At 64.4% G+C, this 26,837-nt stretch carries 21 protein-coding genes; 9 read left to right on the top strand and 12 right to left on the bottom strand.

Features of this window, described 5'->3' with window-relative positions; all coding sequences use genetic code 11:
- Nucleotides 1–24: 24 nt before the first annotated feature.
- The 3 genes from ACIP1G_RS26400 to ACIP1G_RS26390 all read right to left on the bottom strand — a co-directional run bounded on the left by ACIP1G_RS26400 (nt 25) and on the right by ACIP1G_RS26390 (nt 6,555).
- On the bottom strand, nt 25–4,533 hold the full coding sequence (locus tag ACIP1G_RS26400) for an NEL-type E3 ubiquitin ligase domain-containing protein (RefSeq protein ID WP_400742352.1): 4,509 nt from the start codon (nt 4,531–4,533) through the stop codon (nt 25–27).
- Nucleotides 4,534–4,611: 78 nt separating this feature from the next.
- Nucleotides 4,612–5,634 carry an AraC family transcriptional regulator gene (locus ACIP1G_RS26395; protein ID WP_400742349.1) on the bottom strand — a complete coding sequence of 341 codons (1,023 nt, stop codon included), beginning with the start codon at nt 5,632–5,634 and terminating at the stop codon, nt 4,612–4,614.
- A gap of 57 nt (nt 5,635–5,691) precedes the next feature.
- Entirely contained in the window at nt 5,692–6,555 is an 864-nt protein-coding gene (locus ACIP1G_RS26390; RefSeq protein ID WP_400742346.1) for a LysR substrate-binding domain-containing protein, read from the bottom strand.
- 112 nt (nt 6,556–6,667) lie between these two features.
- On the opposite strand from ACIP1G_RS26390, the gene ACIP1G_RS26385 reads away from it, so the two are divergent.
- Together ACIP1G_RS26385 and phnX are read left to right on the top strand one after the other, a co-directional pair.
- Nucleotides 6,668–7,774, top strand: a complete 1,107-nt coding sequence (locus ACIP1G_RS26385) for a 2-aminoethylphosphonate--pyruvate transaminase (RefSeq protein ID WP_400742343.1) — start codon at nt 6,668–6,670, stop codon at nt 7,772–7,774.
- A 34-nt stretch (nt 7,775–7,808) separates the two neighbouring features.
- Nucleotides 7,809–8,636 carry a phosphonoacetaldehyde hydrolase gene (gene phnX / locus ACIP1G_RS26380; RefSeq protein ID WP_400742340.1) on the top strand — a complete coding sequence of 276 codons (828 nt, stop codon included), beginning with the start codon at nt 7,809–7,811 and terminating at the stop codon, nt 8,634–8,636.
- Between the two features lie 162 nt (nt 8,637–8,798).
- Here the strand turns inward: phnX and ACIP1G_RS26375 are convergent, their stop codons facing one another.
- Nucleotides 8,799–9,863, bottom strand: coding sequence for an AI-2E family transporter (locus ACIP1G_RS26375; protein WP_400742337.1), 1,065 nt, complete (start codon nt 9,861–9,863; stop codon nt 8,799–8,801).
- Nucleotides 9,864–9,998: 135 nt separating this feature from the next.
- Between ACIP1G_RS26375 and yegQ the strand changes: the two genes are divergently transcribed.
- From yegQ to ACIP1G_RS26345, 6 genes are all read left to right on the top strand, one after another.
- Nucleotides 9,999–11,333, top strand: coding sequence for a tRNA 5-hydroxyuridine modification protein YegQ (gene yegQ, locus ACIP1G_RS26370; RefSeq protein WP_400742334.1), 1,335 nt, complete (start codon nt 9,999–10,001; stop codon nt 11,331–11,333).
- An 81-nt stretch (nt 11,334–11,414) separates the two neighbouring features.
- Entirely contained in the window at nt 11,415–13,112 is a 1,698-nt protein-coding gene (locus tag ACIP1G_RS26365) for a copper resistance system multicopper oxidase (RefSeq protein WP_400742418.1), read from the top strand.
- Nucleotides 13,105–13,983 (top strand): copper resistance protein B, encoded by an 879-nt coding sequence (locus ACIP1G_RS26360; protein ID WP_400742332.1) that lies wholly within the window; start codon nt 13,105–13,107, stop codon nt 13,981–13,983. Before ACIP1G_RS26365 ends, ACIP1G_RS26360 begins: the two co-directional genes overlap by 8 nt.
- A 14-nt stretch (nt 13,984–13,997) precedes the next feature.
- Nucleotides 13,998–14,426 (top strand): DUF411 domain-containing protein, encoded by a 429-nt coding sequence (locus tag ACIP1G_RS26355; protein WP_400742329.1) that lies wholly within the window; start codon nt 13,998–14,000, stop codon nt 14,424–14,426.
- Nucleotides 14,426–14,863: a YqaA family protein gene (locus ACIP1G_RS26350; protein WP_346645225.1), complete on the top strand. Its 438-nt coding sequence runs from the start codon at nt 14,426–14,428 to the stop codon at nt 14,861–14,863. Before ACIP1G_RS26355 ends, ACIP1G_RS26350 begins: the two co-directional genes overlap by 1 nt.
- A 75-nt stretch (nt 14,864–14,938) precedes the next feature.
- On the top strand, nt 14,939–15,937 hold the full coding sequence (locus tag ACIP1G_RS26345; protein WP_400742328.1) for an alpha/beta fold hydrolase: 999 nt from the start codon (nt 14,939–14,941) through the stop codon (nt 15,935–15,937).
- Between the two features lie 117 nt (nt 15,938–16,054).
- Here ACIP1G_RS26345 and ACIP1G_RS26340 read toward each other — a convergent pair whose 3' ends face one another.
- The 6 genes from ACIP1G_RS26340 to ACIP1G_RS26315 all read right to left on the bottom strand — a co-directional run bounded on the left by ACIP1G_RS26340 (nt 16,055) and on the right by ACIP1G_RS26315 (nt 21,748).
- Nucleotides 16,055–16,636 carry a DinB family protein gene (locus tag ACIP1G_RS26340; protein WP_400742325.1) on the bottom strand — a complete coding sequence of 194 codons (582 nt, stop codon included), beginning with the start codon at nt 16,634–16,636 and terminating at the stop codon, nt 16,055–16,057.
- Nucleotides 16,637–16,651: 15 nt separating this feature from the next.
- Nucleotides 16,652–17,758 carry a cell division protein ZapE gene (gene zapE / locus ACIP1G_RS26335; protein WP_400742323.1) on the bottom strand — a complete coding sequence of 369 codons (1,107 nt, stop codon included), beginning with the start codon at nt 17,756–17,758 and terminating at the stop codon, nt 16,652–16,654.
- A 153-nt stretch (nt 17,759–17,911) separates the two neighbouring features.
- Nucleotides 17,912–19,063 carry a PQQ-dependent sugar dehydrogenase gene (locus ACIP1G_RS26330; RefSeq protein ID WP_400742320.1) on the bottom strand — a complete coding sequence of 384 codons (1,152 nt, stop codon included), beginning with the start codon at nt 19,061–19,063 and terminating at the stop codon, nt 17,912–17,914.
- A gap of 22 nt (nt 19,064–19,085) precedes the next feature.
- A complete protein-coding gene (locus ACIP1G_RS26325) occupies nt 19,086–19,403 on the bottom strand; it encodes a hypothetical protein (RefSeq protein WP_400742318.1) in 318 nt (105 codons plus the stop codon).
- A gap of 274 nt (nt 19,404–19,677) precedes the next feature.
- Nucleotides 19,678–20,643, bottom strand: a complete 966-nt coding sequence (speB, locus tag ACIP1G_RS26320; RefSeq protein ID WP_400742315.1) for an agmatinase — start codon at nt 20,641–20,643, stop codon at nt 19,678–19,680.
- Nucleotides 20,644–20,668: 25 nt separating this feature from the next.
- Nucleotides 20,669–21,748, bottom strand: coding sequence for an extracellular solute-binding protein (locus ACIP1G_RS26315; RefSeq protein ID WP_400742312.1), 1,080 nt, complete (start codon nt 21,746–21,748; stop codon nt 20,669–20,671).
- 102 nt (nt 21,749–21,850) lie between these two features.
- Here ACIP1G_RS26315 and ACIP1G_RS26310 point away from each other — a divergent pair, with 102 nt between their 5' ends.
- Nucleotides 21,851–22,741 carry a LysR family transcriptional regulator gene (locus tag ACIP1G_RS26310; RefSeq protein ID WP_400742310.1) on the top strand — a complete coding sequence of 297 codons (891 nt, stop codon included), beginning with the start codon at nt 21,851–21,853 and terminating at the stop codon, nt 22,739–22,741.
- A gap of 116 nt (nt 22,742–22,857) precedes the next feature.
- On the opposite strand, the gene ACIP1G_RS26305 is transcribed toward ACIP1G_RS26310, so the two are convergent.
- Together ACIP1G_RS26305 and ACIP1G_RS26300 are read right to left on the bottom strand one after the other, a co-directional pair.
- Nucleotides 22,858–25,284, bottom strand: a complete 2,427-nt coding sequence (locus ACIP1G_RS26305) for a TonB-dependent receptor (protein WP_400742416.1) — start codon at nt 25,282–25,284, stop codon at nt 22,858–22,860.
- Between the two features lie 226 nt (nt 25,285–25,510).
- Entirely contained in the window at nt 25,511–26,635 is a 1,125-nt protein-coding gene (locus ACIP1G_RS26300; RefSeq protein WP_400742307.1) for a sigma-70 family RNA polymerase sigma factor, read from the bottom strand.
- Nucleotides 26,636–26,837: the final 202 nt, after the last annotated feature.

Raw genomic sequence — 26,837 nt, 5'->3', positions numbered from 1 at the left:
CAACCATGCTGGGCAAGTAATGGATCACGGCACAGGGGGAAGTGATCCATGTAATGGCGCGCTCAGTTCGTCCTGGGTACGGCGCAACGCCAGCGCCTCGAAGGCAAGTTCGGTATCCCGGCGCAGCTGTTCGCAGCGCTGTACATAAAGGCCACTGCCCAAGGTTTCCTTTTCTTCGTCCAGCATATCCATCTGCCGGTTAAACGTTTCGGAAACCTGTGCGAACTCCTGTGCAAACCTGGCTCGCAGGTAAGGCGTCCAGAAGTCCCGCTGGCTGATGTAGCGCGTGCGCTCCCCACTGGCTTCCGCCGTAAGGACTGCACGGTAAGCCCGTTCGAGCTGCGCTTCGGTTACCCCAGCTATCTGGCGGAACTGCATGGTACGAGGTTGCCCAAGCAGGTCCAGGCGGCTGGCCAGCCCTGTACGGTAGGCCAGGCTGACTTCGACCTCGTCCACTGCTCGCCCCTCGTCAGCCCGGGCAAGGTAGTCGGCGCTGGCAAGGCGCTCTACCTGGTCAAGGCGGAACAGGCGCTGAGCCAACAGCAACCGTGCATCACGGGTGGCGAGCGGATCGCCGCCAAATGTCACCTGCAGCACCCGCATGCGCACCTCCAGCTGGCTAAAGCAATGCGCCACACTGTCGACACAGGTTCGTGGGTCAGTAGCCCGCTCGAAAAGCTCCTCACGAATCTGGGCAGAGTCGTTGGCCGCATCGATCATCGCCCACACCCGCCGCGCCAGGTCCTCACGCACCAGGCGAAAATCGGCACCACCGGTCAGCTCTGCCAATAGCAGGAAGAACTGGACATGGCCAGGCTCGCGCCTCAAGGCATCCCATCGTTCACCTGCCAATGCCTGCTCTGCTGCGGCCAATGTACCCAGCCATGCCCCCCTGGCTTGCTGGATAGACGCGTCGTCCTCTTGAAGATGGGCATGGGCCGGAGGCGCTGCGTACAACCGCTCGCGGTCGGCTACCGACAGCGCATTGCCTTCCATCTGGAGCACTTGACGCAGGGCCAGCGGCGCATCAAGCAAGGCTTGTGGCAAGCTGGCAATCTGGTTATTGCGCAAGTCGGCATACTCTAGCAACCCGCACCACTCGAGACCGGCCGGCACTACCTGCAAGCCGGAACGATACAGGTAGAGCTCGCGCATGCGGGACAACTGATTGAAGTACAAACTGATCGACCCCAATGGATTGTTACTCAGGTCCAGCAGATGCAGGTGGGTCAGGCCGGCAAGCGCTTGCACGCTTGCTGCCGTCATGCGAATCCGGTTGCGGGCAAGGCGCAGATGATGCAGCCGTGGTAGCCACTGAATGCCATCTGGAAGTGCACGCAGCGTGTTGTTGCTCACGTCCAGGCGCCTTAACTCGGGAAAACTTCTGAGAAAGTTCCCAGGCAGGGCTTCCAGCCGCAAACCGACAATCGCCAGGTCGGTGACATGATTGAAATCCGTCCCCAGCGGTATGTCCGGCAGGCCGCCAGCAGGTATGCCAACAATACTCAGCCGCAGGCCGCCAGGTTCGCCGTTGCTGTAGACCACCTCCTCACCCTCCAGCCGCCACGCTCGTCGAAACGCATCGGCAACCCCCCGCCTGTGCCCACGCCCCTCACCGGCAACAGCGTGTGTCCAGCGCCCCAGGCTTTCGTCAAGCCGGCGATATTCCTGCTCCTGGCGTAGCAGACTGGCATAGGCCGAATTCGAATGTTCCACCAACACGTGCAGGAACCGTTCGACAGCCTCCCCGTCGAATGACGGGTACAGGCTGCGAATCCGTCGTCGCAGTATCTGCCCATGGCCACCCGCCGAAGCACCTCTACCACTGAGTGGATAACCTATCCGTCCATCAGGCAAACGCTGCAGTACGGACGCTACAGGCCTTGCTTCGCGCCAACCGAGCAGGTGTATCAGTTGCAGGCGGCCCCTGGGTAGCCAACCTTGCATGGCCGAACGCATTCGCTCTGCGGCGCCTTCGCCAACCCACCCTTGTTGTTGCAGGAATGCCGATGGCAGGCAGGCTTCCAGGACCTGGAACAAACCCTGTGGCTGGGCAAGCTCAATCTCACGGGAACGGCCCATATCGTCGAACAGCTGGAATCCGCCCTGGTTCCACACCATCACTGTAACCTGCTCTGCCCCACCTTGTTCCGGGAACAACCGCACCAGCACCGCCCCGGTACTGGAGTGCTCGCGCAGCACCAGGTTAGCCCTGCCAGGCGCCAGGCCACGGCGGCGCAGCAATGAAAATGCCAAGTCGACCGCATCGGCATGGTAACTGTCGGGCAGAAAGAGCGATTCGCGAACCCGGGTCAGACGGGCTTGCTGCAGCATCTCGCGAGCCTGTTCCGCCAGTCCCAGCGGCACCCGCATTCCTGTAGCCATACGCTGGCGTATATCCACACTGGCATTCTTCAGCAGATCCAGCGCGTAAGCATCCGGCAGGCCGGTAAAGCTGCCCTTCAATACGCCCAGCAGCGCATCTGCGGGCAGGTAGGCTTGGGCAAAATGCTCCAGCATCGGCCCTCGTAGCCACTGCGCAGAAGCCTGGATCGACCGAACCTGCTCCGACAAGGTTTCCCCTTGCAGGCCGAGCGTGTCGATACACCACTGCAAGGCTTCGCTGTCAGCGTCGGTCACACCAATTTGTGCAAAGAAACCCCTGACCCTGGCGTCGGCGGCAAAGCGTTCCAGCGTATCGCGAAGCCTGACAGGCAGGGGCCGGCCTTCTACCAACAGGCCGCGCAACTGCGCCTCGTCGATATCGGCAACCGTCAGGATCTGCAGTATTCGCTCTTGCTCAAGCCCAGCTGCATCAGGCCACAGGCGCTTGAGCAACAGGTCCGCGCCCTGCCACTCCAATGGCCGCCCGAAAGTGAGCCGCCAGGCACGCTCTCCATTGTTTTCCAGCGTGGGTCCAAAAGCGCCTGGCCCGTCACGATGCAACAAGCGCCAAGTGCCCGCCGCATCGCGCTGCACCCGGTAAAGCACACCGTCGCAGCGCCACCAATGGGCTTGGCCATCACTGAGCAACCCATTGTCAAGTCCCGTCAGGGCGGGGCTTGCGCCATGCTGCTCATAGGGCTGCAGGTCGCCGTGCCACAGGCGTTGCTCACCGGCCTCGGTGACTATCGGCTCCAGTTGCTCGACAAATGCACTGCGCAGCATCAGCGTGCCCCCGGCAATCGCGGCACCTGTGACCACTGTGGAGGCAACCTGAAGCATGTGCTCCAGCGCTTCGTGCTGATGCCCCTGAGCCCAGTCGCTGGCACCCTCGAACACTTGGCCTAGCACCTGTCGGGCCAGATCAGCCAGCAGCAATGCCCCCACAGCCGGTACGAATAGCCCGGCCAGGTTCAGCAACACCAAACCGGCGCTCTCAAGCATGCGCATGCGTTGCGCCGCAGCTTTGGCATCTGCCTGCGCCGTCGGCACGGCGATGAACGCAGCATCGGCTTTGATGCGTTGTACATGCCCGGCCGCCAAACCTTCAAACAGCTCAGCGCTTTCGGCCACCCGCGCGGGTTCCAGATCAGGCTTGCTGTCCTGCAGGCGTTTGCCCAACGTCACCTGATAATCCGCCTGGCCGCCCAGTGCGATACGACGGCCAATCGCCTGGCGGAACCGGGTGTCCGCCATGGCAACAGCCAAGGCGCGGTTAGCAGATGGCCAGTCGCTGAAACTACGCAGTGGCTGCCTTGAATCATCTGGCAAGTACAACATGACCCTCAGCAGACGCTTCGGGGTGTAGACCAGGCCAGAAGAGCCACTTGGCGTTCCCACCTGTTCAAACGCGATTGCGCCGTCGACCCGATGCCCAAGCAGTTCAAGGGCCCCCATGAACAGCTCTTGATGCATGGGCAAGTCTGGGCGCTTTGCCTGGGCGACCCGACGCAGAATCTGCAGGTCATTGTGTGCCAGCTGTCGCTTCATGGCCGCGATCTCGACCGCGACAGCAAGCTGCAGTCGCTTGTCTGTGGCCAACAGACGCCGAAAGTCGGGTGACAGGATCTGCCGCAGATGGTCCTGGTAGGCCCTGCCGACATCGGTGCGCCGGCAAAGCCTGACAATATCGTCAATACGTTGGGTGATGACCCGCTGCGGCTCGCCTGGCAGCGTTGTGGCGTCGGTGAGTGCCGTGCCGTCAAAGAACGACTCACCCTCCTTGAAGTTCTGCATCAGTTTCTGCAAGGCTGGCACCGTGCTGAACCAGGACTCGAACTCACTCACCTGGCCCTGCACCACTGACAAGCGGCGGCGCTCTTCATGCCAGAGAGCCCTGGACAGGTCGATCTCCAGCGCAATCTGCTCTTTCATGGCCTGTTCAAGCCGCTGGGCGGCAAACCGGTCGAGCGCCAGCAATTGCCGGGAAGCCGCCGCCATGCGTTTCTGGCTTTGCAAATGCGCGGTCATGCAAGCACGCAATGACTTCAGTTGCTCCGGGGAAGCGTTTTTCAGCCAGCCGGGCAACTGCTCCACAATGAAGTCATCCGCTGGTTGCTGCAGTTTCGGGTGCACCTTCGCTTCAGGCATGGTCGAAATCCTCTGGGTAATTCGACCTGCCACCCTGCACCTGCGCGTTGCCGCCCGGCAGCCGGAACTGCTCGCCCCTCAGCGCCCCGGGCCGCGCGCCTGGATCAGTGCGCGGTAATGCCCCGGGTTGCAACCGAACCACTTGCGAAACGCCTTGTAGAACGAGCTGCTGTCGGCAAAGCCCAGGCGTTCGGCGACCTCGCCCAGGGCTGCATCCTCCCGGCTCAGCCAGGCAATGGCCAGTTCGCGCCGTACGCTGTCCTTGAGGCCCTGATAGGTCTGCCCTTCTTCGGCCAGGCGCCGTCTTAGCGTCGACGGCGACAGGCACAGCTGCCGGGCCAGGCTGTCGCCATCAGGCCACTGCCCGGGGGCCTGATGCAGCAGACCGTGGCGAACACGCCGGGCGAAACTGGCCGGGTCGCGGTACTTGACCAGAATGTTGCCGGGCGCTTCGGCCAGAAAACGCTGCAGCTCCTCCGGTGTGCGCTTCAATGGCACTTCGAGGCTGTCAGCGGCAATGATCATGCGCGTGCGCGGGCGCTCGAACTGCAGGTTCTCGGAAAACATCACCCGATAGTCCTCGCAAAACGGCGGCTCGGCGCAACGCAGGTCGATGGCCAGGATCGGGATGCGCCGCCCAGCCAGCCAGCAGGCCACGCCGTGCACGATCATCCAGAAGGTGAAATAGGTGAACGCGCGGCGGGGTGCATCACGCGGCTCGTTGATGACAATCTCGGCAAGGCCCTGCTGGCGTACCAGACTCGGCTGCAGGTCTTCGAGCATCAGCGACAGGAACGCCAGCGCGGTTTCCAGGCCGGCGGCCAGGGTCGGCTGGCCCATGCTGGCACGGCACATGAACGCCATCGACCCGCTGCGCAGGCCGCGTGGGTCCATGGCAAAGAATTCATCGTTGCAGCGCCGCGCCAGCAAGCGCCAGAGCCGGGCATAGGATTCGGCGCTGACCCGCGCTTCTGGCAGGTGCAATTGTTCAACGGCGATGCCGGCCCGAGCCAGCAAGCCGTTGTCGGGCTCACCGGCGGGGCACGTCTGCAACAGCGCTTCGCGCACCAGCTGCATGGAAATGGTGTCTTTCTCGCTCATCGGCGATCCCGTCAATTCAATGCCGGCCATCTTAGGCCGCCCTGCGCAAAACAGCCATCAAAGCCCCGCCGCCAGGCCCAGGAACGCCTGAATCAGACGTAACTCGCGGCGGCGCTCCAGGCAGCCGACCATGTGCTGGTTGAGCAACCCCTGGCCAGCCAGCGGCCGCGCCACTACTCGCGGGTCATTGGCCACTTCGGTGGATGACACCACGCCGATCCCGAGCTCCGAGGCCACCGCTTCGGTCACTGCCTCGCGGCTGTCCAGCTCCAGCAATACCCGTGGCTGTACGCCCGCCTTCGCACAGGCCTTGTCGAAGGTACGACGAGTTGTCGAACTGGGCTCGCGCAACACCATGATCTGCTGATGCAGCTCGGCCAATGGCAAGTCGCCCTCGCCACCGGCCCAGACATGCCCCGCTGGCAGCAAGGCACACAGGCGCGACTCACAGAGGTTCTGCAGGTGCAGGCCGTTGCGCGGTTCGATCTCGGTCAGTACCGCCACGTCAGCGTGCTCACTGAGCAGCGCGGCCAGGGTTTCCTGGGCGTTGCCCAAGCGCAGGTTCACGGTAATGCCCGGGTAGCGCTCGCGCAGCTGCGCCAGCATCGGCATGACCCGGTGCGGGCCATCGGCGGCCACTTCCAGGCGCCCGGTCAGCAACTGGCGGTTGGCTTCGAGCATGGCCTGGGCCTCTTCGGCCAGGCCGAACATGGCGCGGGTGATCGCTGCCAGGCGCGTGCCCTCTTCGGTCAGCTCCACTCGCCGCGCGGTACGCCGCAGCAGGGTGATCTGGTAGTGCTCCTCCAGCGCCTTTACGTGCCCGGTCACCGCCGGCTGGCTGATGAACAGGCGTGCAGCGGCACGGGTAAAGCTGCCTTCACGGGCGACGGCATCGAAAGCACGCAACTGGAACAGGTTCATATGTATCGGCCTTACTTATAGCTCGGATAACAACAAACAATTTGATTGATGGCAGCGCGAATTGCAACCTAGGCCCCGTAGTTTCAGCCCACCGCTTGTGAGGAATAACGGAATGAGCAACGCCCCGATTCTGCTGACCCCAGGTCCCCTGACCACATCAATCCGCACCCGCCAAGCCATGCTGGTGGACTGGGGCTCCTGGGACCGCGACTTCAACCAGCTGACCGCCAGCGTCTGCGAGCAACTGCTGGCAATCATCGACGGCAGCGCCAGCCACCACTGCGTGCCCCTGCAAGGCAGCGGCACCTTCGCCGTGGAAGCCGCCATCGGCACCCTGGTGCCACGTGACGGCAAGGTCCTGGTGTTGATCAACGGCGCCTATGGCCAGCGCCTGGCAAAGATCTGCAAGGTACTGGGCCGCGCCTACAGCACCTTCGAAACCGCTGAAGACCAGCCAACCACCGCCGCCGACGTCGACCGCCTGCTGGCCGCCGACCCGAGCGTTACCCACGTAGCGCTGATCCACTGCGAAACCAGCACCGGCATCCTCAACCCGCTGCCAGAGATCGCCCAGGTGATCAAACAGCACGGCAAACGCCTGATCATCGACGCCATGAGCTCGTTCGGCGCACTGCCGATCGACGCCCGCGAAATCCCCTTCGAAGCACTGATCGCCGCCTCCGGCAAGTGCCTGGAAGGCGTACCCGGCATGGGCTTCGTCTTCGCCGAAAAAACCGCCCTGGCCGCCGCCGAGGGCAATGCCCACTCGCTGGCCATGGACCTGCACGACCAGCACGCCTACATGGCCAAGACCGGCCAGTGGCGCTTCACCCCGCCAACCCATGTAGTCGCTGCCCTGCACGAAGCGCTGCAGCAGTACAACGAGGAAGGCGGCCTGCCAGCCCGCCACCAGCGCTACGCCGACAACTGCAAGACCCTGCTCGATGGCATGGCCGCCATCGGCCTGCGCAGCTTCCTGCCGGCCGAGATCCAGGCGCCGATCATCGTTACCTTCCATGCACCGAACGATGCCCGCTACCAGTTCAAGGACTTCTACGAGCGGGTCAAGGCCAAAGGCTTCATCCTCTACCCGGGCAAGCTGACCCAGGTCGAAACCTTCCGCGTCGGCTGCATCGGCGTGGTCGGGGCGGACGGCATGCAGGCCGCCGTGAATGCCGTGGCCGAAGTGCTGCGGGAAATGGAAGTGCTGGACATCTGACCCTCTGCCCACCCAATTTCAGGAATTAGCGCACATGAACTACAGCAACCCTACCCAGCTGCAAGCCGCCATCCTCGACTGGGCCGGTACCGTGGTCGACTTCGGCTCCTTTGCCCCAACCCAGATCTTTGTCGAAGCCTTTGCCGAGTTCGACGTACAGGTGTCCATCGAAGAAGCCCGTGGCCCGATGGGCATGGGCAAGTGGGACCACATTCGTACCCTGTGCGACGTGCCGGAAATTGCCGAGCGCTACCGCAAGGTGTTCGGCCGCACCCCGACCGACGATGACGTCACCGCCATCTACAACCGTTTCATGCCGCTGCAGATCGAGAAAATCGCCGTGCACTCGGCGCTGATCCCCGGCGCCCTGGACACCCTCACCGGGTTGCGCCAGGGCGGCCTGAAGCTTGGCTCGTGCTCGGGCTACCCGAAGGTAGTGATGGACAAGGTGGTGGAGCTGGCCGCGCAGAACGGCTACGTGGCCGACCACGTGGTGGCCACCGACGAAACCCCGAACGGCCGCCCATGGCCGGCCCAGGCCCTGGCCAACGTGATTGCCCTGGGGATTGATGATGTGGCGGCCTGTGTGAAGGTCGACGACACCGTGCCGGGTATTCTCGAAGGCCGCCGTGCCGGCATGTGGACCGTGGCCCTGGTGTGCTCGGGCAATGCCCTGGGGCTGACCTGGGAAGGCTACCGCGCGCTGAGCGCCGAGAAGCTGGAAAGCGAGCGCAAGCGCATTCATACCCTGTTTGCCGGCTCGCGCCCGCACTACCTGATCGACACCATCAACGAGCTGCCTGAGGTGATCGCCGACATCAACCGCCGCCTGGCCAAGGGCGAGATGCCGCAATCTTCCTGAAGGCTTGCACCGCCCCTGTAGGAGCGGCCTTGTGTCGCGATCGGGCTGCGCAGCAGCCCCAGGATTTCTGCGCCGATGCAAATATTGCTGGGGCTGCTGCGCAGCCCGATCGCGACACAAGGCCGCTCCTACAGGGACCGCGGCAACCTCGAGAGCAACGCCCTACTCCGGCAACTGCACCTGCGGCTTGGTCGCCGCAAATATCGCCCAGCTCGACACGAACAACGCCGCGATCAACGGCCCGATCACAAAGCCATTGAGCCCGAACACCGCCAGCCCGCCCAGCGTCGACACCAGGATCAGGTAGTCCGGCATCCGCGTATCCTTGCCCACCAGCATCGGCCGCAACAGGTTGTCCACCAGGCCAATCACCAGCACCCCGAACGCGGTCAGGATCACCCCCGGCAATATCGCCCCGCTCAGCAGGAAGTACGCCGCCACTGGCGCCCAGACGATGCCCGCACCCACCGCCGGCAACAACGACAGAAACGCCATCAGCACCGCCCACACCAGCGCACTGGGAATACCCAGCACCCAGAAAATGAACCCGCCCAGCGCCCCTTGGGTAATGGCCACCAACACGTTGCCTTTCACAGTCGCCCGCACCACACGGTTGAACTTCAGCTGCAAACGGCGCTTCTGCTGTTCGGGCAACGGCACCGCCAGGCGTACCCGGCGGGCGAGCTCCGCGCCTTCACGCAAGAAGAAGAACAACAGGTACATCATGATGCCGAAGCTGATCAATAACTCGAACGTGCCCTGGCCAAAGCTGAACGCCTGGCTCGCCAGCACCTGGCTGCCTTGGGTGGCCCACTTGGTGATCTTGTCGCGCAGCCCATCCAGGTTACCCATGCCCATGCTGTCCAGGCCATGCTGGGCAAAGGGCGGGAGCATGTCCTTGCCACGCTCGACATAGCCAGCGATGTCCAGTTGCCCGCTCTCGATGCGCTGGTACAACATGGCGCCCTCCTGCACCAGCAGCGCGCTGGTGATGATCACTGGCAGGATCGCCACTAGCAGGCACACCAGCGTGGTCGCGGCAGCAGCCAGGTTGCGGCGGCGGCCAAAACGGATCAGCAAGTGCCGCTGCAGCGGCGCGAACAGGATGCCGAGGATCACCGCCCAGAAGATGGCGCCGTAGTACGGCAGCAGGATCCACACAAAGGCGATGGTCACCAGCGCCAGGAGCACTGCCAGGGCTTTGTTCTGTAGAGCGGCTTCGTTCATCGCATGTCCCCCGGGTGGCTTCTGGAGTATTAGTACGCGCCGCTTGTCCAAAAGTGCCGCTACTCCCTTGATGTAAATCAATACGTGTACTGGCCGAGGGTTTTAGCATCCGCGCCCTTTGCCCCGGTGCGCACCATGACCTCTCTCGCCAAGCCCGAACTGCTGGCCCCCGCCGGCACCCTGAAGACCATGCGCTACGCCTTTGCCTATGGTGCCGACGCGGTCTATGCCGGCCAGCCGCGCTACAGCTTGCGGGTGCGCAACAACGAGTTCGACCACGCCAACCTGGCGCTGGGCATCGAGGAGGCGCATGCGCTGGGCAAGCGCTTCTACGTGGTGGTCAACATCGCCCCGCACAATGCCAAGCTCAAGACCTTCCTCAAGGACCTGGCGCCAGTGGTAGCGATGGCGCCGGATGCGCTGATCATGTCCGACCCCGGCCTGATCATGCTGGTGCGCCAGCACTTCCCGCAGATGCCGGTGCACCTGTCGGTACAGGCCAACACGGTCAACTGGGCCAGCGTGCAATTCTGGCAGCAGCTGGGGCTGAGCCGGGTAATCCTGTCACGCGAGCTGTCGCTTGAAGAAATCGAGGAAATTCGCCAGCAGGTGCCGGGCATGGAGCTGGAGGTGTTCGTCCACGGCGCCCTGTGCATGGCCTACTCCGGCCGTTGCCTGCTGTCGGGCTACCTCAACAAGCGTGACGCCAACCAGGGCACCTGCACCAACGCCTGTCGCTGGAAGTACGACGCCACACCTGCCACCGAGAACGCCACTGGCGATATCGTTCGCGAAGTGCAGCCCACGCTCGGCCTGGGCGCGCCCACCGAGCAGGTGTTCCTGCTGCAGGAAAGCAACCGCCCCGGCACTGAAATGCCGGCGTTCGAGGACGAGCACGGCACCTACATCATGAACGCCAAGGACCTGCGCGCCATCCAGCACGTCGAGCGCCTGGCCGGCATGGGTGTGCATTCGCTGAAGATCGAAGGCCGCACCAAGTCGCACTTCTACTGCGCCCGCGCGGTGCAGTCGTACCGCCAGGCAATCGACGACGCGGTGGCCGGGCGGCCGTTCGACCGCGCCCTGATGGACAACCTTGAGTCGTTGGCCCAGCGCGGCTACACCGAAGGCTTCCTGCGCCGCCACGTGCATGACGAATACCAGAACTACCAGCGCGGCAACTCGGTTTCCGAGCGCCAGCAGTTCGTGGGTGAACTGACCGGCGTACGCGTCGATGGCCTGGCCGAGGTCAAGGTGAAGAATCGCTTTGCCGTGGGTGACCACCTGGAGCTGATGACCCCGCGCGGCAACTACCATTTCGACTTGCACCGCCTGTGCAACCGCCAGCAGCAGGCCATCGAGGTGGCGCCGGGTGACGGCCATGTGGTGTACCTGCCGATCCCTGAACAGGTAGGGCTCGAATACGCCCTGCTGATGCGCGACCTCGGCGCCGACGAGGCCGCCAGCTGACAACGCTGTAATGTTCGCCTCAGCTACCTGACAGGCTATGGGGGCGAACATCGTGGCTCTCCCGCATGAGGCCACGCCATGTTGCGCAACCCCTCCCGCCGTACCTTCGTCAAAGGCCTGGGCGCCGCCACCACACTGGCGGGCCTGGGGCTGTGGCGCCCGCTGGCCCAGGCGGCCGAAGGCCGTGACCTGGCCGGCCAGCACTTCGAGCTGTTCATCGGCCAGACCCCGATGAACATCACCGGCCGCCCACGCACCGCACTGACCATCAACAACAGCCTGCCCGGCCCACTGCTACGCTGGCGCGAAGGCGATACCGTAACCCTGCGCGTGCACAACCGCCTGGCACAGGACACCTCGATCCACTGGCACGGCATCATCCTGCCGGCCAACATGGACGGCGTGCCGGGGCTGAGCTTCGCCGGCATCGAACCTGGCGGCGACTACCTGTACCAGTTCACCCTGCGCCAGAGCGGCACCTACTGGTACCACAGCCATTCGGGGCTGCAGGAGCAGGCCGGGGTCTACGGGGCAATTGTCATCGAGCCACGCCAGCCCGAGCCGCACCGCTACGAGCGCGACCATGTGCTGCTGTTCAGCGACTGGTCGGACCAGGCGCCGGAACAGCTGATGGCCACGCTGAAGAAGCAGTCCGACGCCTACAACTACCACAAGCGCACAGTCGGCGATTTTATCGACGACGTGGCCGAAAAGGGCTGGAGCCCGACCGTCGCCGAGCGCACGGCCTGGGCACGCATGCGCATGAGCCCCACCGACCTGGCCGATATCAGCGCCGCCACTTACAGCTACCTGCTCAATGGCCAGCCGCCGGATGGCAACTTCACTTGCCTGTTCCAGCCCGGCGAAACCGTGCGCCTGCGGCTGATCAATGCCTCGGCCATGACCTACTTCGACTTCCGTATCCCCGGGCTGAAGCTGACGGTAATTGCCGCCGACGGCTTGCCGGTAACACCCGTGAGCGTGGACGAACTGCGCATTGCCGTGGCCGAGACCTACGACGTGCTGGTGACCGTGGGCGATCTGCCCGCCTACACCCTGTTCGCCCAGAGCATGGACCGCACCGGCTTCGCCCGCGGCACCCTGGCCCGCGCCGCCGGGCTGCAGGCACCGGTGCCTGAACCCGACCCGCGTCCGGTATTGACCATGGACGACATGGGCCACGGCGGCATGGGCGCCATGGGGGGCATGGACCACAGCAACATGGGCGGCATGGACCACGCCGCCATGACGGCGATGCAGCAACACCCGGCCAGCGAAACCGACAACCCGCTGGTGGACATGCAAACCATGGCCCCGCGCGCCAACCTGGCCGACCCTGGCATCGGCCTGCGCAACAATGGCCGCCGCGTGCTGACCTACGCCGACCTGCGTAGCCCCTACCCCGACCCGGATGGCCGTGCGCCCTCGCGCGACATCGAGCTGCACCTGACCGGCCACATGGAGCGTTTTGCCTGGTCGTTCGACGGCATCAAGTTCAGCGATGCCGAGCCGCTGCGCCTGACCTATGGCGAGCGGGTGCGCATCACCCTGGTCAACGACACCATGATGACCCACCCCATCCACCTGCACGGCATGTGGAGCGACCTGGAGGACGAGCACGGCCAGTTCCTGGTGCGCAAGCACACCGTCGACATCCCGCCTGGCAGCCGCCGTTCCTACCGGGTGACCGCCGATGCCCTGGGCCGCTGGGCCTATCACTGCCACCTGCTCTACCACATGGAGACCGGCATGTTCCGCGAGGTACGCGTCGATGAATGACACCCGCAACCGCAGCATCGTGGCCGGCGTGACCCTGCTGAGCCTGCTCGCCAGCGAACGGGCGATGGCCGCTGGCATGGAGCACATGAACCATGGCCAGATGAACCACGACAGCATGAACCACGAAAGCATGGGCCATGGCCCGGCCACCCCCAGCCAGCCGCGCACGCCCCTGCCCGCCATCAGCGACGCCGACCGCCGCGCCGCCTTCCCGCCATTGCCCGGGCACCAGGTGCACGACCGGGCAATGAACTGGGCAGTGATCATCGACAAGCTCGAATACCAGAACTTCGAGAGCAGCAGTGCCCTGAACTGGAACGCCACCGCTTGGGTCGGCGGCGATATCGACCGCCTGTGGTTGCGCACGGAAGGCGAACGCGAGCAAGGCAAGACCCACAAGGCCGAACTGCAGGCGCTGTTGGGCCATGCCGTTAGCCCATGGTGGGAGCTGGTGGCCGGTGTGCGCCAGGACTTCAAACCCGCCTCAGGCCAAACCTGGGCCGCCTTCGGCATCCAGGGCACGCCGCTGTACGGCCTGGAACTGCAAGCCACCGCCTACGCCGGCGAGCGCCAACAAACCGCGCTGCGCCTGGAAGCCGCTTACGCTATGCTGCTGACCAACCGCTGGATACTGGAACCGACCCTGGAAGCCAACCTCTACGGCCGCAACGATGCCGGGCGCGAGCAAGGTGCGGGGCTGGCCGACAGCGAGGTGGGCCTGCGCCTGCGCTACGAGATCTCACGCAGTTTCGCGCCCTATGTGGGGATCAGTTTCAACCGCCTGCACGGCAAGCGTGCCGACCAGGCCCGCGAAGACGGCGAAGACCAGGGGCAAACTCGCCTGGTCGCCGGTATCCGCCTGCGTTTTTAAAGGAGTGCTTCACCATGCTGCGCAAACACCTGCTGACCCTGGGCCTGCTGGCCATCACCGGCTTGGCCCAGGCCGCCGAGACCATTGACGTCTACCGCGACCCCAACTGCGGTTGCTGCAAGGCCTGGATCAGCCACCTGCGCGACAACGGTTTCACCGTCAACGACCACGTCGAGCCGAACATGAGCGCGGTCAAGCAACGCCTGGGCGTGGCACCGCGCCTGGCGTCGTGCCACACCGGGGTAATCAACGGCAAGTTCGTCGAAGGCCATGTGCCGGCCGAGCAAGTGCACCTGCTGGCCAAGCGCAGCGACCTCAAGGGCCTGGCCGTACCGGGCATGCCCATGGGCTCGCCCGGCATGGAGATGGGTGACCACAAGGATGCCTACCAGGTCATCGGCGTGACCCAGGATGGCCAGGACACCGTGGTCGCCAATTACTGATGCTCAGCCTGTGGGCGCTGTTTTTCAGCGCCTTTGGTGCCGCCACCCTGCTACCGCTGCAATCGGAGGCTGTGCTGGTCGGCCTGTTGCTGCGCCAGCCCGAGGCCTGGGCGACCCTACTACTGGTGGCCACCCTGGGCAATGTGCTCGGTTCAGTGGTCAATTGGCTGCTGGGCCGTGCCATCGAGCACCTGCGCGACAAGCGCTGGTTCCCGTTCAGCGCGGCGCAGCTGGAGCGCGCGCAGCAGCGCTACCAGCGCTGGGGACAATGGTCGCTGCTGCTCAGCTGGATGCCGGTGATCGGCGACCCACTGACACTGATCGCCGGGATCATGCGCGAACCGTTCTGGCGCTTCCTGCTGCTGGTAACCCTGGCCAAGGCCGGCCGCTATGCGGTGCTGGCGATGATCACCCTGGGCTGGTTTCACGCCTGGTAACACCTTTCACGTTCCGCGTGGTCCATGGGCTGTTACATTCCTTTTTTCCTACATGGTCCTACATGGAGTGCCCCCATGCTGCGCGCAACCGCCCTGGCCCTGGCCTGCCTGGCCAGCGGTTCGGCCTTCGCTGCCGAATCGCCCACCTATGGCCCTCAGCTCGAAGGCTTCAGCTACCCGCACCCGCTCAAGCACTTTGATTTCAAGTCCCAGGGCCAGGCCCTGCAGATGGGCTACATGGACGTACCCGCCCAAGGCCAGGCCAACGGCCACAGCGTGGTGCTGATGCACGGCAAGAACTTCTGCGCCGCCACCTGGGAAACCACCATCGACGCCCTGAGCAAGGCTGGCTACCGGGTCATCGCCCCCGACCAGGTCGGCTTCTGCAGCTCCAGCAAACCGGCGCATTACCAGTACAGCTTCCAGCAACTGGCGGACAACACCCATGCCTTGCTCGAACAGCTGGGTGTGAAGCAAACCATCGTACTCGGCCACTCCACCGGCGGCATGCTCGCCACCCGCTACGCGCTGATGTACCCGCAGCAGGTGGAGCGGCTGGCGATGGTCAACCCGATCGGCCTGGAAGACTGGAAAGCCCTCGGCGTGCCCTACCGCACCGTGGACCAGTGGCATGCTCGCGAGCTGAAGCTGGATGCCGAGGGCGTGCGCGAGTATGAGCGCAAAACCTATTACGCCGGGCGCTGGAAGCCCGAGTACGAACGCTGGGTGCAAATGCTGGTGGGCCTGAACAAAGGGCCTGGGCATGAAGCGGTGGCGTGGAACTCGGCGCTGATCTACGACATGATCTTCACCCAGCCGGTGTACCACGAGTTCAAGGACCTGCAGATGCCGACCTTGCTACTGATTGGCGACAAGGACACCACGGCGATTGGCAGCGATATTGCGCCGCCGGAGGTGAAGGCAAAGCTGGGCAAGTATGCCGAGCTGGGGCCGCAGGTGGCCAAGCTGATCCCCAAGGGTGAGCTGATTACCTTCGAAGGCATGGGGCATGCGCCGCAGATCGAAGAGCCGGTGCGATTCAACCGCACGCTGGTGGAGTGGCTGAGCAAATAGACCCCCTGTGGGAGCGGGTTTACCCGCGAACACCGGCATAGCCGGTGCCATACACCGCGTCGCATTCTTCGCGGGTGAACCCGCTCCCACAGGGATCGCGCAGGCTTTTGGACTTTCCTACAACTTCCAGACCTGCGCCTCGGTCCAGCCCAGTTCGGCAAAATCGTCCGCCCGCAACCCGGCCTCCTCCTCGCAGAAAAACTCATCCAGCTGCGGCGGCCTGACCGCCGTGTCACTGAGCATCGCATGCACCTGCCCACGGTGATGCACCTGGTGCTCGAACAGGTGCGCCAGCAGGCGCAACCGCTGCTCGTGCTGCACCCGGTCGGGCCTTACGATGCTCACATAGCGGCCCAGTTCGTCATCACTCAGCCCCCGGCAATAGGCGATCAGCCGGTGGTCGGCCTGGGCCTGCTCGGCGTGTAGATCGGAACACAACGCAAACGGCTGCTCCGGGTCGAAAAAGCGCTCGCCGTCGGCATCGGGCTGCTCGCCTCGCTGCTCGCACTCAAGCATGTGCAGGTAGAACCAGTCCACCGTCAGCAGGTGGTTGAGGGTGGCCTTGATCGACGGGAAGAAGCTGCAGCGCGGGGCGACGAACTCGTCCTGGGTCAGTTGCAGGCAGGCCTTGTAGAGGCGGTGGTTGGCCCAGCCATTGTTGTAGGCCTGGGTCAGCAGATGATGCGACAACGGCTGCATGGTTCGGCTCCTTGTTCAGGCGAAGCGTTGCAGTTGCATCTCCCGTAGCCGGCTTAACGTCCGTTGGTACGGGAACGCCAGATACCCTTGAGTGTAGAGGGCATCGAGCGGTACCTGTGCCTCCAGGTACAATGCCACCCTACGGTCGTAGCATTCGTCGACCAGGGCAATGAAGCGGCGCACCGCATCGTCCTTGGGTGACAGCGCTGGCAGTTCGCGATCGCCCGCCACCACCCGCGCCGCAGCGTCCTCGGTGCCGCGGGCAATGCGCCCGGCCCGCTGTTCACCGCCCAGCGCCGGGATACCCGACACCAGGATGGCCGGAAAACGGTCGCACAAGGCCATGAACTCCATGGCCGCCAGCGGTTGTTCGCACAGGTCGGTGAAACGGCACCAGACGGCCTGTTCGCTGCGCCGTACGACCTGCACCTGCCTGGAGCCGATAGCCAACGGCTGGTCAGTGCCGGCGTCTTCAGCGCTAAGCTGGCGGAACACCTCGTGCAACTGGCTGGCCTGCCCCACTTGCGCCACCCAGTAGCGCTGGCGTTCGGCGCCGGGGTGCAGGCGATGGTCCTGATCGCCGGCCACCGGCAATGTCTGCATATGCCGCTGGATGGCGGTGATGGCGGGCAGAAAGCGTTCGCGGTTGAAGCCGTCGCGGTAGAGCTGTTCGGGTGGCTGGTTGGAGGTGGCGACGATCACCACGCCCTGGTCGAACAGCACCTGGAACAGGCGGCCGAGGATGATCGCGTCGCCGATGTCGTTGACAAACAGCTCATCGAAGCACAGCACGCGGATCTGCCCGGCCAGCTCCCGGGCCAGGGCCAGCAGCGGGTCGGCTGTGCCATTGAGCTGGAACAGCCGTTGGTGCACCCAGGCCATGAAGTGGTGAAAGTGCTGGCGCCGGCTGGGTATGCGCAGGCAGCGATGGAACTGGTCCATCAGCCAGGTCTTGCCACGGCCGACCGGGCCCCAGAGGTAGATGCCCAGGGTTGGATGGCCTTGTTCGACGGCCTGGAAGCAAGCTTGCAAGGCCGCGACGGCGCGGGCCTGAGCGGGGTCGGCAACGTAGCCCTGGGTAGTCAGGGCTTGCTGGTAGAGATGTTCGGGGGAGATGGCCATGCGGCATTCTACACAGCCACGCGATCCCTGTAGGAGCGGCCTTGTGTCGCGACTGGGCAGCAACGCGGCCCCAGCAATCTATGCAGCACTGCTGAAATCCTGGGGCCGCTGCGCGGCCCATCGCGACACAAGGCCGCACCTACAGGGACCGCTTCAGGTGCCGTTCCCCAATCCTACTTTCAATAGAGCACCATCCTTGTCATCGGTCAGCACATACAGGTAACCATCCGGCCCTACCCGCACATCGCGAATACGCGCTTTCAGGTCACCCAACAAGCGCTCTTCATGCACCACCTTGTCGCCATCCAGCTGCAAGCGAATCAGCTCCTGGGTGGCCAGCGCGCCGATGAACAGGTTGTGGTCCCAGGCCTTGAACGTGGGGCTGTCGTAGAACGCCATGCCGCTGATGCCCGGCGACTTTTCCCATACATGGTGCGGGTCGACCATGCCGTCCACGTGCTTGCCCTTGGCCTCGGGGATCGGCAGCAGCGAGTAGTTGATGCCGTGGGTCGCAATCGGCCAGCCGTAGTTCTTGCCGGGCGCGGGGACGTTGATTTCGTCACCGCCACGCGGGCCGTGTTCGTGGGTCCAGAGCTTGCCGGTCCACGGGTTGAGCGCGGCGCCCTGCTGGTTGCGGTGGCCGAACGACCAGATCTCCGGCCGCACGTTATCCCTGCCAACGAAGGGGTTGTCCTTGGGTACTTCGCCGTCCGGCAGAATGCGCACGATCTTGCCTTGCAGCTTGTCCAGGTCCTGGGCAGTGGGGCGCTGGTTGTTCTCGCCCAGGGCAATGAACAGGTAGCCGTCGCGGTCGAACACCAGGCGCGAACCGAAGTGGTTGCCCACCGACAGCTTGGGCTGCTGGCGGAAGATCACGCTGAAGTTCTCCAGCCGGGCGCGGTCTTCGGACAGTTGGCCACGGCCCACCGCAGTACCCGCCTTGCCGTCACTGCCCTCCTCGGCGTAGGACAGGTACACGGTGCGGTCCTTGCCGAATTCCGGCGACAACACCACGTCCAGCAGGCCGCCCTGGCCCTCGACCCAGACCTTGGGCACGCCGCTGATCGGCGGGCCGACCTTGCCTTCGGCATTGACCACCCGCAGGTTGCCGGCGCGCTCGGTCACCAGCATGTCCTTGCCGCCCGGCAGGAAGGCCAAAGCCCAGGGGTTGCGCAGGCCATCGGCGAGGGTGCTGACGGTCAAGGTGCCTTCTTCACTGCGAAACTGCTGTTCATCCGCAGCCTGCACCAGCAGAGGCAACAGTGCTGCGGCGGTCAGGGTGGCTAGCCAGGGTGCTCGAAACATGCAGGATTCCTTTCAGTGGGGCTCACGGCGCGCGCGTGCTGTCGCGCGGGGGCCGGGTGGGTTCCAGGTTCGGGGTTTGCTGCTGGCGGCGCAGGTTGTCGCCGTTGCCGATGCCGCGATTGTCCAGGGTGGGGGGGCGCTGATACGGGTCGGTGGACGGGCCGCGCACAGGCGGCGTGGCCGGCATGCTGCCCTGGCGGCTGTTGGGGTTGGCGCGCTGGATCGGGCTGTTGTAGGGGTTGTTGTTGCCAGCGGCAAGCTGCAACGGTGGCTGCGGGGCAGCGTGCGCGGGCAGGCACAAGGCCAGGCCGAGGGCCAGGATGGGCAATGCCGGGGTCATGCTTCACCTCCTGTACGAAAATGCCGCGCCTGGTGGGTTTGATAGCCTAAGGCGCGAGGGGTTCGCGGCAAAAGTGTGAATATGGGTGGAGTTGATTCGTGATGTTTCAGTATGCGCCTCGGGGGCTGCTTTGCAGCCCATCGCGACGCAAGGCCGCTACACAGTTCCTGTGGGAGCGGCTTTAGCCGCGAACACCGGCAACGCCGGTGCCATGCACCGCGTCGCCTGATTCGCGGGTAAACCCGCTCCCACAGGGGTGCAACGCGGCCCCTGATTACTGGCCTTTATCCACTTTGTGCCGCGCCGCATACAAGCACAGCATCTCCATCGCCAGGGTCGCCCCGGCCAAAGCGGTGATATCGGCATGGTCGTAGGCTGGCGCCACTTCCACCAAGTCCATGCCCACCAGGTTGATGCCACGCAGCCCGCCGAGAATTTCCAGCGCCTGCACCGTGCTCAACCCGCCGCACACCGGCGTACCGGTACCGGGCGCATAGGCCGGGTCGAGGCAGTCGATATCGAAGGTCAGGTACACCGGCCGCTCGCCCACCCGCTGGCGAATCGCCGCAATCACCGCCTCGGTGCCCTGGCGGTGCACCTGCCGGGCGTCGAGGATGGCAAAGCCCTGGCTATCGTCATTGGTGGTGCGCAGGCCGATCTGTACCGAGTGGGCCGGGTCCACCAGGCCTTCGCGGGCGGCATGCCAGAACATGGTGCCGTGGTCGATGCGCTTGCCCTCCTCGTCCGGCCAGGTGTCGCTGTGCGCATCGAAATGGATCAGCGCCAGCGGGCCGTGCCGGCGGGCGTGGGCCTTGAGCAACGGATAGCTGATGAAGTGGTCGCCGCCCAGGGTGAGCATGGCGCAGCCGGCCTGCAAGATATGCTCGGCATGCGCCTGGATGCTGTCCGGCACCGACTGCGGCGTGCCGCTGTCGAAAGCGCAGTCGCCATAGTCGATCACCGCCAGGTGGTCGAACGGGTCGAACGCCCACGGCCAGTGCCGGGCCCAGGCCTGCTGCACCGAGGCGGCGCGGATTGCCCGCGGGCCAAAGCGCGCACCGGGGCGGTTGCTGGTGGCGGTGTCGAACGGCACGCCGCTGACCACCACATCGACGCCACGCAGGTCGCGGCTGTAGCGGCGGCGGGAGAAACTGGTAATGCCGGCGTAGGTACTTTCTGCGGCGGTGCCATACAGGCTGTCACGGGTCATGGCCTGGTCGTTGCTTGCGGCTTGCTCCACGGTCGGGCTCCTTTGTGGTTATGAGTTATTGGCGGCTGCGGAAAGCGGTCCACAGGCGGTTGCGCTGGCGCAGGTCAGCCAGGGCCATGCTGCGGTCGGCGTACAGGCGCTGGCGCACATCAGCAGGCGGGTAGATGTCCGGGTCATTGCGCACCGCTTCGTCCACCAACGGCGTGGCGGCCTGGTTGGCATTGGCGAAGAACAGCGTATTGGTCAGCGCAGCCACCGACTCGGGCTTGAGCATGAAGGCGATGAATGCCCGCGCGGCTTCCGGGTGTGGGGCGTCCTTGGGGATGACCAGGTTGTCCTGCCATACCAGCGTGCCTTCACGAGGGATGCGGTAGATCAGCTCGAACGGCTTGCCGGCACGCCGCGCCTGGTCGGCAGCCATCGCCGCATCGCCGTTGTAGGTCAATGCCAGGCACACGCTGCCGTTGGCCAGGTCGCTGATTTGCCGGCCATTGGCGACGTAGCTGATCGACGGCTGCAACTGGCCCAGCAGGTTCTGCGCGGCGGCCAGGTCGGCCTTGTCCTGGCTGTAAGGGTCCTTGCCCAAGTAGTTCAGGGCCACGCCGATCACCTCCTGCGGCGAGTCGGGCATGGCGATGCCGCAATCCTTCAGGCGGCTGGCGTACTCGGGCTTGAACAACAGGTCGAGGCTGTCCAGCGGCACATCACCCAGGCGCTGGCGCACTGCCTCCACATTCACCCCCAGCCCCAGGGTGCCCCAGGTGTAGGGCACGGCATGGCGGTTGCCGGGGTCGGCTTCGGCGAGCTTGGCCAGCAGGTCCTTGTCGAGGTTGGCATAGCCGGGCATGGCCTGGGCGTCCAGCGGCTGCAGGGCATTTGCCTTCAGCGCCCGCGCCAGCACGGTTGACGACGGCACTACCACGTCGTAGCCACTGCCACCGGTCAGCAGCTTGGTTTCCAGCACTTCGGTGGTGTCGAAGGTGTCGTAGCGTACTTTGTAGCCGGTTTCCCGTTCAAAGCGCTGGAGGGTTTGCGGGGCGACGTAGTCGGCCCAGCTGTAGAGGTTGAGGACCTTTTCTTCGGCCTGCAGCGGCAAGGCCAGGACCAGGGACAACAGGCACAACGATCGACGCATGACGGACACCTCGGCAAATGGGTGGATGCCGCGAGCATGCCAGCCGGGTTACATTGCAGGAATGGCAAGTTTGCAAAGCTGACATTCATCAGGAGCAATGTAATGCTCGGACAAGTGCACGACCCCGACCTGCACCTGCTGCGGCTGTTCGTCACTGTAGTCGAGGCCGGTGGCTTCAGCGCCGCGCAGGGCGTGCTGGGCCTGAGCCAGCCCACCATCAGCCAGCGCATGGCGCAGCTGGAAGCACGCCTGGGTTACCGCCTGTGCAGCCGCGGCAAGGGCGGTTTTCGCCTGACCGAAAAAGGCGTGTTGATGCTGGACGCGGCACGTGGGCTGCTGCTGAACATCGAACAGTTCCGCCAGCAGGCCAATGGGGTGACCGGGCGCTTGCTGGGGACCGTGCGCATCGGCATGGCGGAGAACCAGGACAAGGCGGTGAGCCTGAAACTGGCGGCGGCCATTGCGGCCTTTCGCAGGCGAGAAGAGTCGGTGCAGCTGGAGCTGATCAGTGCACCGCCGGCGGAGCTGGAACGGCTGTTGCTGGAGCAGCGGCTGGATTACGCCATCAGCTACTTTTCCGGTAATCAGGCGGCGTTTGATTACCAGCCGTTGTTCGAGGAGCGGCAACGGCTGTATTGCGGCCAGGGGCATGTGCTGTTCGGTAAGGCTGAAGTAGGGTTTGAGCGCTTGCTGGAGATGGACCAGGTGCGCCATCCGTACCGGTTTCTCAAGGGCGGTGAGCCGTTCCAGAGCCGGCGCAGCATGGCGGTGGCGGAGCAGATCGAGAGCGTGCTGACGTTCATTTTGTCGGGGCGGCATATTGGTTATCTGCCGTGTCATTGCGCGCAGGGCTGGGAGGCTGAGGGGATGCTCTGGGCGCTGGACCCGGGGCTGGATTTTGTCGTGCCGTTTACCCTGGCCCGGCATCGGGCACAGGTGGTGGGTGAGGCGGCAAATGTATTCGCGCAGGATTTGCTGACGGTGTTTGTCTGAACCGGCCTCTTCGCGGGTAAACCCGCTCCTACACAGGTACGGCGCCGGCCTCAGGCACTCTGAGATCCCTGTAGGAGCGGGTTTACCCGCGAAGAGGCCAGTACAGGCAACCTAAATCAGTAAGCCATGCTCCAGGTCAGGGTGTAAGTGCGCCCGCGCCCCTGGTAGTCATACAAGTACGCCGGCCCGTAGGTCGGCGAATAGAACAGCGTCGCGCGCTGCCCCCAGACCGTGCTGTACTGCTTGTCCAGCAGGTTCTGGATGCCGGCGCTGAAGGTGCCGAAGCCAGTGTCCTGGCTGGCCAGCAGGTCGAAGGTGGTGTAACCGTCGATCTCGTGGTCGGCATCGTCCTTCAGGCTGAAGGCATGGTTGGCCTGCAACCGCGCGCTGCGGCCATCGCCCTTCCAGCCAACGAACCCGGTGGCCTTGGACAGCGAGGCATAGCGGGCATCACGCTTGATCCAGCCGCCATCCACATCCTCTTCCTCGGAGCGGGTCAGGTGCAGCGTGCCGCCAGCTTCCCAGCCGCTCTGGAGGTGCCGGGTCAACGCACCTTCAAAGCCGAAGTCACGGCTCTTCTGCTCTTCCACGTTGATGGTCAGCGTTTGCGAGTCAACGTTGATGATCTTGTCCGACCAGATGTAGTACAGCGCCGCCTGGGCATCCCAGTCCAGGTCGGCATAGCGCCAACCCAGTTCCACCTGGCGGCTCTTGATGCCGGCCAGCGGGTTGTCAGCCACGCTCAGGCCCGGCTTGCCGTAGTACTTGGCCGGGTCTGGCAGGTCGAAGCCTTCGCCGTAGTTGGTCCACACCTGGTGGCCGTTCTTGAAATCGTAGATGGCCCCGACGTTGAACAGGTTGACCTGGTAGTCGTTGCTGCCGCCCGGCACGCCTTTGAAGTCGCTGACATCCACGTCCATCTGCTGGCGCCGCGCGCCGCCGGAGAAGGTCAGGTTGTCGGTGGCATGCCAGTCCAGCTGGGCGTACACCGACACACCATCGACCCGGTAGCTGGGGTAACGCGCGGCCTTGCTGTCTTTTTCCAGCTCCAGGCCACCCGACTCGGACGAGGCCTGGGCGTTGAAAGTGGTCTTCTCTGCATTGAAGCGCTCACGGTCCAGGTCGACGCCGTAGGTCAGTTTCAGCGTGTCCCACTGCTTGGCGAACAGCCCCTTGAGGCTGGTGACCTCGAAGTTCTGCTGCGAGGCGGCGAAGTACACCCCGCGCGAGCCGATGGGCGTGGCGCGGTTGTAGTACGGGAACGGGTAGAAGTTGTCGTCTTCCTTGCGGTACGAGGCCTGCAGGTAGAAATCCTGGCCCAGCACGTCGCTGTGGTGGTAATTGGCGTTCAGCAGCAGGCGCCGGGTACGCGGCTCCAGGTCCGACGAGTAACCACTGCGCAGCTCGGCGTCTTCCAGGTCGGACGGCGCATTGTAGTTCAGGTTGGGAAAGTAGATACCCGTGCTGCCATGGTTGCCCGAGTCGTAATACTGGGCCAGCAAGTCGAGGCTCTGCTGGTCGTTCAGTTGCAGGCCCAGGGTGCCGAGTACGTCGATGGTGCGGTTGTACTGCAGGTCGGTCTGGGTGTTGTCGATGAAGATCTGGTCGCCGGCACCGTCGTAAAAGGCCTCGTTCTGCTCGCCAGAAATACCCAGCCGCGCTTTCACCCGCTCATTGCCGCCACTGATCGACTGGGCGAAACGGGTGGCCAGGTCGTCGCTATTGTTGAAGCCGCTGCTGGCGCCGAGTTGGGTCTCGAAGCGCGCCGGGCCGGGCTCGCCCTTCTTGGTGACGATGTTGATGATGCCGCCGGTGGCGCCGCCGCCGTAGATGGCGCTTGCGCCAGACAGCACCTCTACGCGCTCGACGTTGAACGGCGAAATGCTGTCGAACTGGCGCGACAGGCCACGCGAGCTGTTCTGGCTGACGCCGTCGATCATCACCAGCACGTTGCGCCCGCGCATGTTCTGGCCGTAGTTGGTACGCCCTTCCGGCGCCAGGTCAAGGCCTGGCACCAGCTTGCCGATGGCTTCCTTCAGGCTGACGCCGCTGTCGATCTGCTCGCGCAATTGCTGCTGGTCGACCACCCAGACGGTGCCGGGGATTTCGCTGATGGCAGTGCTGGTACGCGAGGCGACGCTGACTTCGATCGGTTTGAGGTTGACTGCCTGCGGCGCTGCCTCGGCCTTGCGCAGGGTCACCGTGCGGGCATCGCTGAAGTGCCAGCTCATGCCGCTGCCGGCCAGCAACTGCTGCAGGGCCTGCTCGGCGCTGTAGCGGCCCTGCAAGGCCGGGCTGGCCTGGCCGGCGACATCGCCAGTGGTGTACAGCAGGTGCAGGCCGGCCTGGTCGGCGAAGGCGGTCAGGGCCTGGTCCAATGGCTGGGCCGGCAGGTCCAGTTGGGCCTGGCGGGACTGGACCTGGGCCTGCTCGGCGGCGGTCGAGGCCACGGCGTGCAGCGGGCCGACCAGCATGGCCAGGGCGCTGCAGGAGATCAGGGCATGTTGAAGCGAACCGCGGCGGCGGTGCAAAGGCTTGAGCATCAGAGGCACGAATGAGCTTCCAGACAAATCGTAAATGAGAATGGGTTGCTGATCAGTCCCACTACGACGATCTGGCTTGCAGGAACTTGCAGTGCGGCTTGGAAAATATTTTTTCCTGTGGCGGCCTCTTCGCGGCTAAAGCCGCTCCTACATCGACCGCGTGATCTTCGAGGCACGCGGTCGATGTAGGAGCGGCTTTAGCCGCGAAGAGGCCGCCACAGGCTGATCAATGCACCACAGCCAACCAAGGCAGATAAGTCACCTTCAGCCCATAACGCTGCTCCAGGGTACGCAACAGGGCCTCTGGCTCATCCAGGTCAAACACCCCGCTCACCTCCATGGCCGCCAGCTTGCTATCGGACAGCACAATGCGCCCATGCCGGTAACGCTCAAGCTCTGCCAACACCTGCCCCAACGGCTTGCCGTTGAAGATGAGCTTGCCGCGCTGCCAGGCCATTTGTGTACCGGCATCGGCCGCTACCGCCAGGTGGTGCTCGCCGAGTTTGGCTTCACCGCGCGCCAGCACCACACGGCCATCACGGCGCACGCTGAAGGTAGCGGCCCGGCCTTGCACCCGCTCACCACCCGTGTCGACCACAAACGGCCGTGCATCGTCCGCCGTCTCGAACAACGCCTCGCCAGCATCCAGCACCACCCGCCGCTCATGCTCGCTGAACACCACGCTCAGGGCACTGGCGCTGTTCAGCGTTACCCGCGAGCCATCAGCCAGGGTAATCACCTGCCGCTCTCCCACTGCCGTGTGGTAGTCCGCCAGCAGCATGGGTGCCCGCTGCCAGGCCACCGCAGCAGTGACCAGTACCACCACGCAGGCCGCCACACCCGCCTGTTTCAGCCAGCTACGGCAATGGCGCAGGGCCTGGCCAATGTACTTGGCCACCATGCTCTCGGAAACGCCCAGGCGTTGCGCCACCTGCTTCTGGGTCAGGCCTTCGACACGGTTGAGCAACAGCGCCTGGCGGGCATTGTCGGGCAGTTGCAACAGCGCTTGGTCAAGGATCTGCAGGCGTTCCTGGGCCAGCAATGCCGCCTCGGGCGCGGGCGCCGGGCAAGCCAGCTCGCCTGCCCCGTCGCTGTCACCGTGGCTGGCCGCGATGCGCTGCTCGCGGCGCAAAGCGTCGATTGCCAGGTTACCGGCCACGCGGAAGATGAAACTGCGCGCGTGCAGCACCGGCAGCGCCTGCTCGTCGATGTTCACCAGCTTCAGGTAGGTTTCCTGCGCCACGTCGGCGGCGCGCTGGCGGTCGCTCATGCGCCGGGTCAGGAATTGCAGCAGGTCGTCGTAGTGCTCCTGGAAACTCGCCAGCAGGCCCGACACGGGTGAAGTCAGCATGGGATGGGGAACGGCCATTAGGAGGAATTATCGGGCGTTAATGAGAAACAGTATCTTTCATCTGGGCCGATATTATCAACGTGTTCGCCGTGCGTTTAGCGTCGCAGGTGAGATCGAGCGCCGCCCGCGCGGCGCTTCGCGGCTAAAGCCGCTCCTACGTTTGTTTCGGGCCAATTATTCCTGTGGGATTCGCGCGCGAACG

The sequence above is a fragment of the Pseudomonas sp. NPDC089392 genome (assembly GCF_044749595.1).
Taxonomy (GTDB): domain Bacteria; phylum Pseudomonadota; class Gammaproteobacteria; order Pseudomonadales; family Pseudomonadaceae; genus Aquipseudomonas.
This window is presented reverse-complemented; position numbering and strand designations above follow the sequence as displayed.